The sequence below is a fragment of the Mucilaginibacter sediminis genome (genome assembly GCF_051903035.1).
In the GTDB taxonomy this organism is placed as follows: Bacteria; Bacteroidota; Bacteroidia; order Sphingobacteriales; family Sphingobacteriaceae; genus Mucilaginibacter.
In genome coordinates this window covers 4232629-4248032 of the sequence record NZ_CP170602.1, presented here as the reverse complement: position 1 = coordinate 4248032, position 15404 = coordinate 4232629, and the positions used below count along the sequence as shown (strand labels likewise).

General features: G+C 45.2%; 11 protein-coding genes. 6 read left to right on the top strand and 5 right to left on the bottom strand.

Annotated elements, in window-relative coordinates; genetic code table 11:
* Window position 1: 1 nt before the first annotated feature.
* From ACFGVS_RS17330 to ACFGVS_RS17315, 4 genes are all read left to right on the top strand, one after another.
* Complete coding sequence (locus ACFGVS_RS17330) at window positions 2-742, top strand: tyrosine-protein phosphatase (RefSeq protein ID WP_274210371.1); 741 nt, start codon at window positions 2-4, stop codon at window positions 740-742.
* Window positions 743-1048: 306 nt separating this feature from the next.
* Window positions 1049-3433 carry a beta-glucosidase gene (locus tag ACFGVS_RS17325; RefSeq protein WP_439694893.1) on the top strand — a complete coding sequence of 795 codons (2385 nt, stop codon included), beginning with the start codon at window positions 1049-1051 and terminating at the stop codon, window positions 3431-3433.
* 135 nt (window positions 3434-3568) lie between these two features.
* A complete protein-coding gene (locus ACFGVS_RS17320; RefSeq protein WP_439694892.1) occupies window positions 3569-5905 on the top strand; it encodes a glycoside hydrolase family 3 protein in 2337 nt (778 codons plus the stop codon).
* A gap of 141 nt (window positions 5906-6046) precedes the next feature.
* Complete coding sequence (locus ACFGVS_RS17315; protein WP_439694891.1) at window positions 6047-7591, top strand: carboxylesterase/lipase family protein; 1545 nt, start codon at window positions 6047-6049, stop codon at window positions 7589-7591.
* 91 nt (window positions 7592-7682) lie between these two features.
* Here the strand turns inward: ACFGVS_RS17315 and prfH are convergent, their stop codons facing one another.
* The 5 genes from prfH to pdxA form a co-directional block, all read right to left on the bottom strand.
* Window positions 7683-8297, bottom strand: a complete 615-nt coding sequence (gene prfH, locus ACFGVS_RS17310; RefSeq protein WP_439694890.1) for a peptide chain release factor H — start codon at window positions 8295-8297, stop codon at window positions 7683-7685.
* 4 nt (window positions 8298-8301) lie between these two features.
* Window positions 8302-9702 (bottom strand): RtcB family protein, encoded by a 1401-nt coding sequence (locus ACFGVS_RS17305; RefSeq protein ID WP_439694889.1) that lies wholly within the window; start codon window positions 9700-9702, stop codon window positions 8302-8304.
* Window positions 9703-9713: 11 nt separating this feature from the next.
* Window positions 9714-10439 carry a hypothetical protein gene (locus ACFGVS_RS17300; protein WP_439694888.1) on the bottom strand — a complete coding sequence of 242 codons (726 nt, stop codon included), beginning with the start codon at window positions 10437-10439 and terminating at the stop codon, window positions 9714-9716.
* 460 nt (window positions 10440-10899) lie between these two features.
* Entirely contained in the window at window positions 10900-12084 is a 1185-nt protein-coding gene (locus tag ACFGVS_RS17295; protein WP_439694887.1) for a DUF5009 domain-containing protein, read from the bottom strand.
* Window positions 12085-12167: 83 nt separating this feature from the next.
* A complete protein-coding gene (pdxA, locus tag ACFGVS_RS17290) occupies window positions 12168-13223 on the bottom strand; it encodes a 4-hydroxythreonine-4-phosphate dehydrogenase PdxA (RefSeq protein WP_439694886.1) in 1056 nt (351 codons plus the stop codon).
* A 602-nt stretch (window positions 13224-13825) separates the two neighbouring features.
* Here pdxA and rsmA point away from each other — a divergent pair.
* Window positions 13826-14605 (top strand): 16S rRNA (adenine(1518)-N(6)/adenine(1519)-N(6))-dimethyltransferase RsmA, encoded by a 780-nt coding sequence (gene rsmA / locus ACFGVS_RS17285; protein ID WP_439694885.1) that lies wholly within the window; start codon window positions 13826-13828, stop codon window positions 14603-14605.
* Window positions 14606-14650: 45 nt separating this feature from the next.
* Window positions 14651-15328, top strand: coding sequence for a hypothetical protein (locus ACFGVS_RS17280; RefSeq protein WP_439694884.1), 678 nt, complete (start codon window positions 14651-14653; stop codon window positions 15326-15328).
* Window positions 15329-15404: the final 76 nt, after the last annotated feature.

Sequence of the window (15404 nt, the reverse complement as noted above, 5' to 3'; positions counted from 1 at the left end):
TATGTTTGGTTTTTTTAAAAGCAAAAAGGAAAAAAAGGAGATAACTTTCAACTATGAGTCGATCATGGTTGATATGCACTCGCATGTTTTGCCGGGGATTGATGATGGGGCACAAACACCGGAGGATTCCATAATCCTGATTAGGAAAATGATGGACCTGGGAATAAAAAAGATCATTGCTACCCCACACGTAATGATCGATTTTTATCGCAACACGCCCGAAACCATCGCCGCATCGCTTGAATTACTGAAAGCCGAACTGGTAAAAGAAAATATAGATATCCCGATTGAAACTGCTGCCGAACATTATTTTGATGAAACCTTTGAGGCTCGTGTAAATGAAGGCAAGCTTATGACCATGGGCGATAATTATGTGCTGTTTGAATTTTCATTTATCAACAAACCGCCCAATGTTATACCGGTTTTACAAAAAATGAACGATTTAGGATATAAACCCATTTTGGCCCATCCCGAAAGATATCCATATATGGACCTGGAGCAATTCAAAAATATTAAGGGCTGGGGCTGCAGTATGCAACTAAACACAATATCGTTAACAGGTTATTACGGTCGCGAAGTAAAAAAACAGGCAGAATTGTTGGTTGACAATGAGATGATAGATTTTATATCAAGCGACATGCACCATGAAAGACATGCACAGGCCCTCAAAGACGCCCTGCGCACTACTTACCTGGAGAAACTTATGTTTGATACCCCGTTGAAAAATAAGCTTCTTTTTTGACGGTAAAAATCTAAAAAATAAAGAATAAAGCCTGGGTTTTCGATGATCCAAATTTCAAAAAACAAATAGCAACTAATGAAAAGACGCTCTAACGGGCGTCTTTTTTGCTTATGGGCCCGTTTTTTTATTAGAAGCCGTGAGCTCAACTAAATTATGCTGACGGCCTGCCACGCAAAAATCTTTACGTATCCCTTGCTATTTCAAAACATAATATATACTATTGTGTATTATTGACACAATGCTATTGTTTGCTGTTAATAAACCAGTTGTAACCAATTATTAAGCACTCTTTTTTAATCCTTAATCATGAAAATAAGCTCCAGATCTGGTATTGCTATTGTAATTATGTGGGCAGCCGGCAGTTTTAATTCAACTGTACAGGCCCAGACCAAAAAACAACCGCTGCAGTTGCGGGCAAACAATGTAAAGCAGATAGTAGCTGCGATGACGTTGGAAGAAAAATCAAAACTGGTTGTAGGCATGGGTTTTAAAATGCCAGGTATGCCCCCTCCTGTAAAGGGCAAAAAGCCCGAAGCAATAGATATTGGCGGGTTTAAACTGCCTCCATCAGATCCTGACGCTTATAATATCCCCGAAAAAGTTCCGGGAGCTGCCGGCCGCACGCATGCTATTCCGCGTTTGGGAATTCCATCCATGACGGTTTCTGACGGCCCGGCAGGTTTACGTATCGAACCTATCCGCGATGGCGATAAATCAAAAACGTATTACGCCACTGCTTTCCCGGTGGCAACCTTATTGGCCAGCAGCTGGGATACCCAATTGGTAAATAAAGTAGGCGTAGCCTTTGGTAACGAAGTGCGCGAATATGGTGTGGATATTTTATTGGCGCCAGGCATGAACATCCACCGCAATCCTCTTGGTGGCCGTAATTTTGAATATTACTCCGAAGATCCGCTTGTTGCCGGTAACATGACTGCGGCCATTGTAAACGGCGTTCAGTCAAACGGCGTAGGTACCTCTATAAAACATTATGCGGCCAATAACCAGGAAACCAACCGTAATTCTATCAATACCATCGTGAGCGAAAGGGCTATGCGCGAGATTTATTTAAAAGGCTTTGGCATCGCTGTGAAAAAATCACAACCGTGGACGGTAATGTCATCCTACAATAAATTGAACGGAACTTATACTTCTGAAAGGCGCGACCTGTTAACCACTGTTTTAAAAGACGAGTGGGGGCTGAAAGGCTTTGTGATGACAGATTGGTTTGGCGGCAAAGATCCCGTGGCGCAAATGAAAGCCGGTAACGACCTCATTATGCCGGGTAGCCCAAGCCAGTCGGACGCTATTGTGGCTGCGGTTAAGGATGGGTCATTGAGTATCAAACAGCTGAATGCCAATGTAGAACGGATGCTGAGCGTAATTGTTAAGTCGCCATCCTTCACCAAATACAAATATTCAGATGCGCCTGATCTGCCGGCTCATGCTAAAGTAGCACGCGAGGCAGCTGCCCAGGGCATGGTACTGCTTAAGAACGGCGATCATGCTTTACCATTTTATCCTGCAAAAAGGATAGCTGTATTTGGCAATACCAGCTATGATATTATTGCAGGCGGCACAGGTAGCGGCGATGTTAACAAGGCGTACACCATATCGTTGACGCAGGGTTTAACAAACGCCGGTTTTAAAGTGCAGGAAAAGCTATCAGGCAGCTACGCTGCTTACCTGGCCGATATGAAGCTAAAACAGCCTAAACCTAAAAATTTCTTTGATCATCCTGCTCCAATTCCCGAAATGGATGTAAATGGCATGGTGGCCGATGAAGCTGCCGGTGCCGACGAAGCACTCATCACCATCGGCAGAAATGCCGGCGAAGGGGCCGATAGGAAACTGGAAGGCGACTACTATTTAAATGATGCCGAAAAAGGCCTGATTAGAGGTGTAGCCGATGCTTTCCATGCCAAGGGAAAAAAGGTTGTTGTAGTGTTAAATATTGGCGGTGTTATTGATGTTGCCAGCTGGCGCGATGAGGTAGATGGTATTTTGCTGGCATGGCAGCCAGGCCTTGAGGCAGGTAACGCCATTGCCGATGTTTTAGGCGGCATGGTTAATCCATCGGGTAAGTTGGCCACCACTTTCCCAATGGATTATAAAGATGTGCCATCGGCAAATAATTTCCCGGGTACGCCCGCAGCTAAACCTGAATCTGTTACTTATGAGGAAGGAATTTATGTTGGCTACCGTTATTATGATGCCGCCAAAGTAAAACCGGCCTATGAGTTTGGTTACGGTTTATCTTACACCAAATTTAAATTTAGTGACCTGAAGCTGAGCTCCTCAAACTTTATGCGCAGCATTACGGCTACTGTAACGGTTAAAAACACAGGCGATATTGCAGGTAAAGAAGTAGTGCAGTTATACCTGAGCGCACCTAAAAAAGATATTGATAAACCAGAGCAGGAATTAAAGGCATTTGCTAAAACCCGACTACTGGCAGCCGGCGAATCGCAAACCTTAAGCTTTACCATTAAAGCAGCCGACCTGGCATCTTTTTACACCAGCCGCGAAGCCTGGATAGCTGATGCCGGTAAATATGAAGTTAGGGTTGGTTCATCATCAAGACAGATAGAAGAAAAAGCCTCGTTTAAGCTGGCCAAGGATATTACCGTTGAAAAAGTGGTTAAAGCGTTGACCCCGGAGGTCGCTATCAATGAGTTGAAGCTGAAATAAGGAAGAATTAAGAATCAGGAAAACACAAACACATATATTAACTAAACTAAACTATCAAGCCTTTGCGACTACGGTTGCAAAGGCTTTTACAGGTACAAGGCAATTATAAATACAAACCAAACAATTACAATCTTCATGGCAAATCAATTCAAATTTATCGCGTTGCTCTGGCTGCTGCCTGCAACCGCCGCTATGGCTCAAACTAAATGGACCGAGAAAAAATCGGGTGATATTGTTTTTGTAAACAATAGCGGCGGGCAGCAACTGGGTTATGCCACCACATCGGGCGTAAAGATATTAACGGTTGATGACCTGGCTTTTAAAGACCTGAACAAAAACGGCAAGCTGGATAAATATGAAGATTGGCGCTTGCCTGTTGATGTGAGGGCCAAAGATCTGGCATCGCAAATGAGTGTAGAACAAATTGCCGGGCTGATGTTATATAGCAGGCACCAGCCCATCCCGGCAGCACCTGCTGGCCCATTTAAAGGTACTTATGGCGGTAAAGTATTTGCCGAGAGCGGTGCCAACCCCTATGACCTGTCCGATCAGCAGAAACAGTTTTTAGAAAAAGATAATGTACGCCACGTGCTCATTACATCGGTGCAAACACCCGAGATTGCAGCAAAATGGAATAATAACGCACAGGCGTTTGTAGAAGGTTTAGGATTGGGTATACCCAACAATAACAGCTCCGATCCGCGCCACGGCACTGTTGCCACGGCCGAGTATAATGCAGGGGCTGGCGGCGCCATTTCTATGTGGCCGGGCTCGTTGGGCTTTGCGGCTACATTTGACCCCAAAGTGGTTGAAAGCTTTGGGCATATAGCCGCTTTGGAATACAGGGCACTGGGCATTGCCACCGCGCTATCGCCACAGGTTGATATTGCTACCGAGCCACGCTGGGCAAGGGTAAGCGGTACGTTTGGTGAAGATCCGCAGTTATCCGCCGATATGGCCCGGGGCTACATCGATGGCTTTCAGACATCCGCAGGCGATAAAGAAATTAACGGCGGCTGGGGCTATGGCAGCGTTAATGCCATGGTAAAACACTGGCCGGGTGGCGGCGCCGGTGAAGGTGGCCGCGATGCGCATTATGGCTATGGCAAATACGCGGTTTATCCCGGTAATAATTTTAAGCAGCATTTAATCCCTTTTACCGAAGGGGCTTTTAAGCTGAATGGAAAAACAGGTATGGCTGCCTCAGTTATGCCCTACTATACCATATCTTTTAACCAGGATACCAAAAATAAAGAGAACGTTGCCAACAATTATAACTCTTATATCATTAACGACCTGCTGCGCAAAAAATACAAATTTGACGGGGTGGTTTGTACCGATTGGCTGGTTACCGGCGACGAAACCGCTGTAGATGTTTTCCTGTCGGGAAAGTCATGGGGAGTAGAGGGCTTGTCGGTGGCGCAACGCCATTACAAAATATTGATGGCCGGTGTTGACCAGTTTGGCGGTAACAACGAGGTTGCACCTGTAATTGCAGCTTACCAGATGGGCGTGAAGGACCACGGAGAAGCATTTATGCGGGCAAGGTTTGAACAATCGGCTGTACGCTTGCTGCGCAATATATTCAGGACAGGCTTGTTTGAAAACCCGTATTTAGATCCCGAAGCTACTAAAGCTGTGGTAGGCAATCCCGAATTTATGAATGCGGGTTACGCCGCTCAGCTTAAATCAATAGTTATGCTTAAAAATAAAGGCAACGTTTTACCATTACAAACCGGCAAAACCGTTTACGTGCCTAAAAAGTTCACCCCCGCCGGGCGCAATTTCCTGGGAATGGAGACTCCTGAGAAATTAGAATACCCGGTTAATATGGAAACTGTGAAAAAATATTTCAAGGTAACCGAAAATCCCGAGGAGGCCGATTATGCCCTGGTATTCATCAACAGCCCTAATAGCGGTGGTGGTTACAATAGCCAGGATGCCAAAAACGGCGGCACGGGTTATGTGCCTATCAGCCTGCAGTACGGCGAATACAAAGCGGTTGATGCCCGCGCCACAAGCATAGCCGGCGGCGACCCGTTAGAAAAATTTACCAACCGGACCTACAAGGATAAATCAGCAACAGCCATTAACGTTACCGACCTGGCTATGGTGAATGATACCTATGCAAAAATGAAAGGCAAGCCCGTTATTGTATCGGTAAATATGGCCAACCCAATGGTGTTTTCTGAATTTGAAAAGAATGCCAATGCTATCGTGGTAGATTTTGGCGTGCAGGGCCAGGCTACTTTAGATATCCTGACCGGTAAAGCAGAACCATCGGCATTATTGCCGCTGCAAATGCCTGTAGATATGAAAACCGTAGAGCAGCAGTTTGAAGATGTACCGCATGATATGAAGTGCTATACCGATGACCAGGGCCACGTATATGATTTTGGTTACGGTTTAAACTGGAAAGGGGTTATCAGCGATGCCCGGACTGCAAAATATAAGGTGAGTGTAAAGCCGTAAATAGGGCGTTCTATCTTCCATCCGTCATTGCGAGGTACGAAGCAATCCCGAACTATGTGGGACTTAGCATATAGGGGATTGCTTCGTACCTCGCAATGACGGATATTTAATTGTTAGAGTCGTAATATAAATAAAATCTATATGAAAAATTACTTTGCATTGTTTTTATTGATATTGACAAGTGGTGCCATATGCTATGCACAAAGCAGTAGCCTTAACACGGTAAAAACCAACAGCGGGATGGTATCCGGCAATGCTAACGGCGATGGCACCGTTCACATATTCAAGGGTATTCCTTTTGCCGCCCCGCCGGTTGGTAATTTTCGTTGGAAAGAACCTCAGCCCGTAACGCCATGGGGCGGGGTTAAACAATGCACCACATTTTCGGCCAGCCCTATGCAGCCCAGGCCTGATGAGTTTGGTGTTTATACCCGGGAGTTTTTGATCCCTTACCAGCCCATCGGCGAGGATTGCCTGTACCTGAACGTATGGACCAACGCCAAATCATCCGCCGATAAAAAGCCGGTACTGGTATATATTTATGGAGGTGGTTTTGGATCGGGTGGAGCGGCTTGCCCTATTTACGATGGCGAAGCAACAGCCAAAAAAGGGGTTGTTTTTGTTGTGATTAATTATAGGGTCGGGATTTTTGGTTTTTTCGCCCATCCGGAGCTGAGTAAAGAATCGGGCCACAATGCCTCTGGTAATTATGGTTTGATGGATCAGCTGGCGGCGCTGAAGTGGGTAAAGCAAAACATCAAAAATTTTGGCGGCGATCCTGGTAATGTTACCATAGCTGGTCAGTCGGCGGGTGCTATGAGTGTGAACTGTTTGGTAGCCTCTCCTTTAGCAAAGGGATTGTTTCAAAAGGCTATCGCCGAAAGTGGGGCCATGTTTATTAGCGGCCCCTTTGGATCGCCAACATTACAGGAGGCCGAACAAAGCGGATTAAAATTAGCACAGCAATTAAAAGCAAACACAATTGCCGATATGCGGAATATTCCCGCCGCCGATTTGCTCAATAAATGGCAGGCACGCCCCATTATTGATGGCTATGTATTGCCTGAAACCATTGCGGGGACTTTTGCCGCGAACAAAGAGAACCCAGTAGCCTTACTTACCGGCTGGAATGAAGACGATGCCTTTGTAGGCAAATTGAAAACCGCCGAAGAATATAAAAAGCAGATAGCCGAACAATACGGCGATAAAGCGGCGGCTTTTTTACAACATTACCCCGGTGCGACAGACGCTGAAGCTGCGAGGTCGCAAATAAATATCAGCCGCGATCAAATCTTCGGTATTCAAAACTACACCTGGGCAAATGTGCAGAGCAATAAAAAGCAGGCTAAAGTATATGTTTACCGCTTTACCCGCCGCCTGCCTGCCACGCCCGATTTTGTAAAATACGGCGCGTTCCATACCGGCGAGGTGGCTTATGCCTATGACAACCTTAAATTCCTGAACCGCCCCTGGGAGCCTATCGACCAGCAATTGGCCACAACTATATCTACCTACTGGACAAATTTTGCCAAAACCGGTAATCCAAATGGCGATGGTTTGCCGCTATGGCCCAGCTATAATGCCACCGATCATCAAATAATGATATTGGGCGAAACGCCGGCGGCCAAGCCCCTACCTGATAAAGTAGCCCTGGATTTTATGGCTGGGTTGATGGGAGGAAAGTAATTCGCGAAAAGTAGATTTACGAAGTTTTTGAAACTTCGTAAATCTGTGCGAGGCTATTTGGCGTTTAACCCCTTACTGCCGGTTGCAAAAATTACAATGCCGCCCTGATTACTTTCACCGGGTTGCCGCGCTCCAAAGAGTGGTGTGCCATCCATTGGCTTTCCAGTTGGGCTATTTGCTTTTCGGCCTGTATGGCCATAAGCTTAGCTTCCAGTCGCTCGGCACAAAGTTTTTTATTTTGTAATTGCGAACGGCTATCCATAGCCAATACTTGCAGCCCTGTGGGTACATGCGTCCCTCGTACCGCTGTTTCTACCTTGTTTACATTTTGCCCTCCGGGGCCCGATGCACGCAGGGTTTCAAACTTTATATCGTTAGGATTAAACTTTACCCGCTCATCAACACTAAAAATGCCCACCCCAACAAACCAGTTTTTGCGTTTGTGGAATTTGCGGTACGGGCTTTGCGCTATCCACTGTACAATGCCATTCCACTCGTTTATAAATTCATCAGTATTATCTCCCCGTAACAGCAGTGTTGAGGATAATAACGTGTTATTTAATTCCGCCTTTTTGTTTTCTATCACCGATAAGTCCAGCCCGGCGCCGGAGGCTTGTTTCAACATCAAATCCTGTACTTTGGCTACCACCAGGCAGCATTCCAACGGGCCTTTGCCTGCTGTTATTTGTATGATTAATTTTTTCATTTTATTATTCTTTATTCATGCGTACAATGCGCGGCCAAAATTTGCCCTGTATGGCCACCAGGTCGGTTTGCGCCTGCATTACCAATTCAATATCCTTATAGGCTGCTGGGTTCTCCTCGATACTGCCGTCAATCAACGTTACATCAGCCCCGGCCAGCATTTTTTTCATGGCCGATTTGGTGGTGCTCCTCCTGGCATCATGCCTGCTCATAGCCCGGCCGGCACCATGCGATGCCGAGTATAAGGCATCGGCATTGCCCTTACCCATTACCAAATAGGCAGGAGTAGCCATACTGCCGGGGATGATACCCAACTCGCCCACATGAGCAGGCGTTGCCCCTTTACGGTGAATGATGGCTTCGGTGCCATCTGTAAGTTTGTCTTTCCAGGCAAAATTGTGATGGTTTTCTATCTTACAAAGGGCTTTTAATCCAAGGGCTTTTAACAGGTTGCTATGTATCCGGTCGTGACAGGCTTTGGCATAATTGCCGGCCAGGGTCATGCTTAACCAGTACTCCTGCCCGGCTTCGGTATCCAGATCAAGCCAGGCCAGGGGCTGCGCTTCGCGCGGGAGCTTGCAGGTATTCATGGCCGCCTGTGTATAATGGCGGGCAATATTTGCCCCCAGCCCACGGCTGCCCGAATGAGTAAGCAAAGCCATATAGGTTTTAGCCGGTAAGCCCATCGCGTTATTCTCGGCCAGTTCTATCGCACCAAACTCTACAAAATGGTTACCGCTGCCCGATGTACCTAATTGTTGCACGGCCTTGCCGCGCAGTTTTTTAAGCAGCGGCGTTTCATTAAATATCGGGCTATCCAATACTTCATGCTCCTGGGGTACAGGCAGGCTGCCTTCCATGCCAAAATGTGTCCATTTGCCTATCGCCTTTTTAATTTGATGATCATACCGTTTGATGAATTTTTCATCGGCATCAATAATAGTTAAGGCCATGCGGCAGCCAATATCCATCCCTATTCCATAGGGGATCACCGCGTTGCGGGTGGCCAGTACGCCCCCGATAGGCAAGCCATAACCACTGTGCGCATCGGGCATTAAGGCGCCACGGATACTGATGGGTAATGACAGCGCCAGGGCCATTTGTTTTTTGGCTATCTCTTCAATTTCATCGGTCCCATAAATTTTAATAGGGGCGGGCTCGTCCATCAGCTTAAATGTTTTTGATGCCGGTTCTGCCTCACCCTGAATAAATGCTTCAGCTATTTTTTGCAACCGGTCATCGCCGGTATAGGCAGCCGGGTTATCCCGCACAGCGGTTAATAATGCCAATACATCGGCTTTGTTGCTGTGCTTGTAGTACCGGGCTACTGTATTGATGGCGAGGCTTTTTAATGCATCGCCTGTGAAGCCTATTTTATCTAATTCTTTTGTTTTTAAATTGCCCATAAGGGTGCTGTTTAATAGCCCGTATAGTCCTCTTGTAACGAATACACGGGTTTGTTTTTTAATTCGTTCTTGTATTTTTTTTGTTCCTCGCGCCACTTCCAATATTTGTGCCGGCTACCGCCAACCAGCTTCGACATCCGTGGTTGCAGGTTTTCGCGGTCAATCCTGTTTTTGATTTGCTTGATCTGCCTTTCCAGCAATTCATCGTGCTGTTTTTTCTCATATATTATATGGGGTTTTACAACCAATACAAATCGCCAGGTTTCCATACAGTGATACTCGGTTATCATCGCTTTTTTCCTGACCGACCATACTTCTTTAGGACTAAAAAGAATTTTTTCCCTATCCGTTAGCTTAAGGGTGTTGCGCAGCCAGTCGTATTCGTCAATTACCCGCAAAAGCTGCCGCTTTTCAGAATACACATATTTCCCCCGCTTTCTTTTCCTCTTTTTAAAAGCGCGGTCATGATGATATTGAACAGTATTGATCTTTTTGAGCAGGTTTTGATAAAATTCTCCCTTAGTACTGCGTAAGATATCGCCACGCAAAACAAACAGCCGTTTCCAGCCACTTTGGTAAGGGATTTCCAATGGCACCATAGGCAACTTATACTTTGTTGCCCACAATATGTCAAGCTGTTTATCCAACCTGATCAATTGTTTATCGAAATCTTTTTTTACGAGCCGTTTCTTTCTCCGGGCCGACTTTTTAATGTACGGCCAATCATGCATGTCCATCGGACTTGTTCGTTTATTTTTTTGCCAATCTGTTTATGATTTTCAAAAGTTCATCCGCCGTGGCGGATATACCCATTTTGAAATTGCAGCAAACCACGAAACTTAAAAATCCGGCGACATGCAAAACCTTAAGGCGTTAAAAAAAACGACAATTACAAAATGCTATTTCGGTAAAAAAGGGTTGCTGTCCACCTGTTTCAGGTAGTGCACTAATGGGATATGGATAAGATACTCTGCGTCATGATTCCTGATTATTATGGGTTAACAATTAAGGAATTGCTGCAAATGTGCAATTATTTTTTGAAAAGGCGAAGGAATTAAAATTAATGCTGATGAGCGGGCAAAGCAAGATAGTCTTCATTTAACGATAAATTGACGGATTGTATTTAGCCCAAAGTCTTAAGCTCTAAGTCAAAAAAAATCGACTTTAGACTTACGACTTAGTACTATTGACTTAACACTAAATCTTCAGCCTCACATTTATTTTATCCAGCAGCCCGGTAAGCCACACCATTACAAAAGCAAAAACAATGCATTTGATCAGTCCGCCGGTGCCCTGGCTAAGGTATTCGGGGTAGCCAATGTTGCTCATTTCATACAAGGGATAAAATATAAAAGGAACAATATAGCAGGTGAATGTATTGGTGCCTGCCGGCTCAATAATTTTAAACCATTTGTATTTGTGCTTAAAATCAACCACAAAAATAAATATGGCATAAGCTATCAGGCTGATGCCGGTACATATTAAAACCCATGAAGGGGTATCTCTTGTTTTATTAATACCGCCGCTAAAGTAGCGCACAATAAAGCCCAGGTTAAACAGTATGATGGCAATGAGTATAAGTGCCGCCCATAACATTTTAAGCTCGTTATTGGCCTTAAGGCGCATGTACAGCACCGATACAAACACCCCTGCCATGGTAAAAGCCTGCATGGCGCCATTGCCCGCTATCCAAACGTATTGCTGTACCGGTTCTAAAAAATTAAAGAAACCAAAATGAACATCCAGGTTAAACATCATGAAAAATATCCAGGCCGTGGCCTGTATCCATAAATGCCCGCCCGAGTAATAGTAAATAAGCGCGCATACCAGGTAGCTCCAGCCTATCAGCCCCAAAATGCCCCACCAGCTAAAATGCAGCCAGGTATGTCCCGGATCGCTGGTGCGGTACAGGGCCGACATGGCTATCAGCAACGCTACTCCAAAACCCTGCAGCAGGTAACGTTTCAGGTTGCTGGTTTCTTTGCTGTAATCTAAAAATATAAAAAAAAAGCTGAAGGTAACCAGGCTTTCCCATACGGGCTTGGGAAGGGCGGTGGCAGCCTCATTATAGGTTTCCATATTGGCGTGAAAAAAACCAATGAACACCAGTGCCAGCGACCTGCTGGCTATGCGCGACAATAATTTATAATTACCGCTTTTTAACCTGTTTTGAAATGCGAAGGGGATAGATAAGCCAACGATAAATAAAAAAGCCGGGAAAATAGTATCTGCCAAACCCAGTCCATCAGCGTTTTCGGCAACGTGCTTGAGCCATTGGGGCGTACCCGGAATACCGTCAAGATCATTCACAAAAATCATGAGCAGCATCGTAAAGGCACGAAAAGCATCGATGGATCGTATCCGGTCCGAAAAAGTATTCATCAAGGGAGTAAATGCATTAGTAAAGCAAATGTTTTAACTAAACGGTAATTAAATTGAAACATTATGGTTACTAAATGGTTTTTTTAGTCCCTGTCGCGGCTCAGTTTGCTAAATGCCAAGGGGTTTTCGTTCAGTTCCAGCGTTTCGCGGCGATGTTTAACTATGTGAATAGCAGTAAATAAGGCCTCGCGGAACGATACCTCCGATGCCAGGTTTTTACCGGCAATGTCATAAGCGGTACCATGATCTGGCGACGTGCGTACAAATTTTAACCCGGCGGTAAAATTCACCCCCGATTCAAAAGCAATTTGTTTAAAAGGGATTAGGCCCTGGTCGTGGTACATAGCCAGTACGGCATCAAACTGCAGGTAAGTACCGTTGGCAAAAAAGCCATCGGCAGGGTAGGGGCCAAAAGCCAGTACATCGTTATCGCGGGCAAGCTCAAGTGCAGGTATAATGGTATCCTTTTCTTCGTGGCCAATTAAACCGTTATCGCTGGCATGCGGGTTTAGCCCCAGTACGGCAATTTTGGGTTTACGTATCCAGAAATCATTTTGCAAACTGTGGTTCATCAGCTTAAGTTTGGCCACAATTTTATCAACAGTAATACTTTCAGATATTTTTGATACCGGGATATGGCCGGTAACCACGCCAACCCGCAAGGTGTCGCTCACCAAAAACATCAGCGATTCGGCTGCGCCGTCACGCTCCTGCAAATACTCGGTATGGCCGGGAAAGTTAAATTTATCGCTCTGGATGTTATCTTTATTAATAGGCGCGGTAACCAGGGCATCAATGTAACCCTCCTTTAAATCGTAAGTAGCACGCTCCAACGAAATAAATGCGTATTTACCACCGGCTTCGGTAACCATGCCCGGTTCTATTTTTACGTCCTCTTCCCAGCAATTAATCATGTTGGGTTTTTTATGCTGGGTTTGCGATGGGTCGTTAATCACCTGGAAATTCAGTTCGGCAATATTAGTGGCCCTGCGATGGAACGACGCCACCTTGGTATGGCCATAAACAATAGGCGTACAATAATCATAAATTTTACTATCGGCCAGGGTTTTAATAATTATCTCTAAACCTATTCCGTTAACGTCGCCTATGCTGATGCCTACTTTTATTTTATCGCTCATTTTTATTTTATGATTACACTGATTTTTGGGTGACTTCACCGATTATTGGAGGTGATTTCACTAATTAATCCGTGATTGAATTTATATTGGTTACCCTGAAACTATCTCCAGGATTATTTTTGTTCTTATTTCTTAATCTTCTAATCTAAAACGCCCCCGTCTTGATTCCTGACTCTTAATTCTTTGGCCCGCGGTATATCTTACTACTTGATACTTACTACTTACTACTTACTACTTACTACAAAAACGGGCGTTCCCTTCGGGCCGGGCTTTACGTTCATACTGCACGGGCCTTAGCCACAGGCCGGTATCCACTTCAATCCCTAACGCAGCCTGTCTGAATCAGAATTTACAGGATTTTAGAATTTTCAGAATTACAGCTTGTTATCCGGTTCCAATTTCCGCCTTCACCCTTTACCTTTCGCCTTTAACCTGTTCCCAACCCGGGCCTTTCACCCTTTGCCTTTCGCCTTTAACCTGTTCCCAACCCGGGCCTTTCGCCTTTTACCTTTCGCCTTTTACCTCTTTCCCCCCGCAAATAAAACATTTGTTCCCAATCAATGCGCAAATATCACGTAATTTGCTCAAATATTTGACAGATAATGACATTGGTAAGGGCAAAAAAACATTTAGGGCAACACTTTTTAACCGATAAAAATATTGCAGCCAAAATTGTAGACAGCCTGAAACCCGAAGGCCGGTTTACCAATGTGCTGGAAGTTGGCCCCGGAATGGGCGTACTCACCGATTTTTTATTGCTCAAGACCGAGTATGAAACCTCGGTAATTGATATCGACGATGAATCGGTACAATACCTTAAAAAGAAATATCCTCAGCTGGGCACCCGCCTCATGAATGCCGACTTTTTGGAAATGGATTTTAAAACCGTTACCGATAAGCCCTTCGCCATCATCGGTAATTTCCCTTACAATATTTCGTCGCAAATTTTGTTTAAAGTGTTGGATAACCGCAGCCAGGTTATCGAGGTAGTGGGCATGTTCCAGAAAGAAGTTGCCGAACGCTGCGCCGCCAAACCGGGTAGCAAAGAGTACGGCATCCTGAGTGTATTTTTGCAGGCCTATTATAAAGTAGAGTATTTATTTACCGTTAAAGCCGGCGTATTTAACCCGCCGCCCAAGGTACTCTCGGCCGTTATCCGCCTTACCCGCAACCAGGCCGAAAACCTTGAGTGCGACGAAAAACTATTCTGGCAAATTGTAAAAGCCGGCTTCAACCAGCGCCGCAAAACCCTGCGCAATGCCATATCCTCCCTCATTAACAAAGAAAAAATGACCGACAACCCAACGCTCGACCTACGCGCCGAACGCCTGAGCGTGGAGGATTTTGTGAAGCTAACGAACGAGGTAATGGCGGCGAGGTAGATGAAAATGAGCAATGCCATATGGTTAATTTTGCTTGGGATAAACATGCTGGTTCCGCGAGTTTACGCGCAGCAAAGGCATCCGGCCATCATATCAACAAAAATAGTACGGCTTAAATATCAATCCCAAACCGATACTTTACGGCTCCCTGTTGTAAACAATAGTTATCCTGCTTTAAAAAAAGTATTGAACTATCAAAACCTGTTTGATGGCGACAACCTGGATACCGTGGTAGCCAACTATAAAAATTGCGGCTGCGGAATAACCGGGTCGGAATTTGAGGTGACCTACCAGGGAGCCAATGTAATATCCATCAAGCTTTTTTTCGAAACCATGGGCGCATATCCTGATAGTTACCGGCGGTGGTATACTCTTGATATACACACCGGAAAAATATATTCAATTGAAAAGGAACTGAGCCCCGCCGGTCTCTCCTGGCTGTTTAAAAATTACAAGCATATTGTTAAACAGCGTATCACAGCCGATAAATTAGCTACGCCCGATGAGGAAAAAAGCACTTTTAATGATTTAAAAACATCGGTTGATACCCTTCGGAGGCGAACCTTATTTAGTATGTATGTTTTTACAGCCAAGGGTATCATTGTCTCAACTCCCCCGGTATTGCCGCATGCTATACGTTCGCAGGAGCCAAATCGTGATTGGTTTGTACCCTATAGCAAACTAAAAAAGTTTAAAGCGGCCAAGGCTAAAGTTATTAAATAAAGAATTTGCGCGATAATTATGAGCTCGGCCGGGACTCCGCCCGCACACTAAGCATACACGATGCCGTTAGGACAGT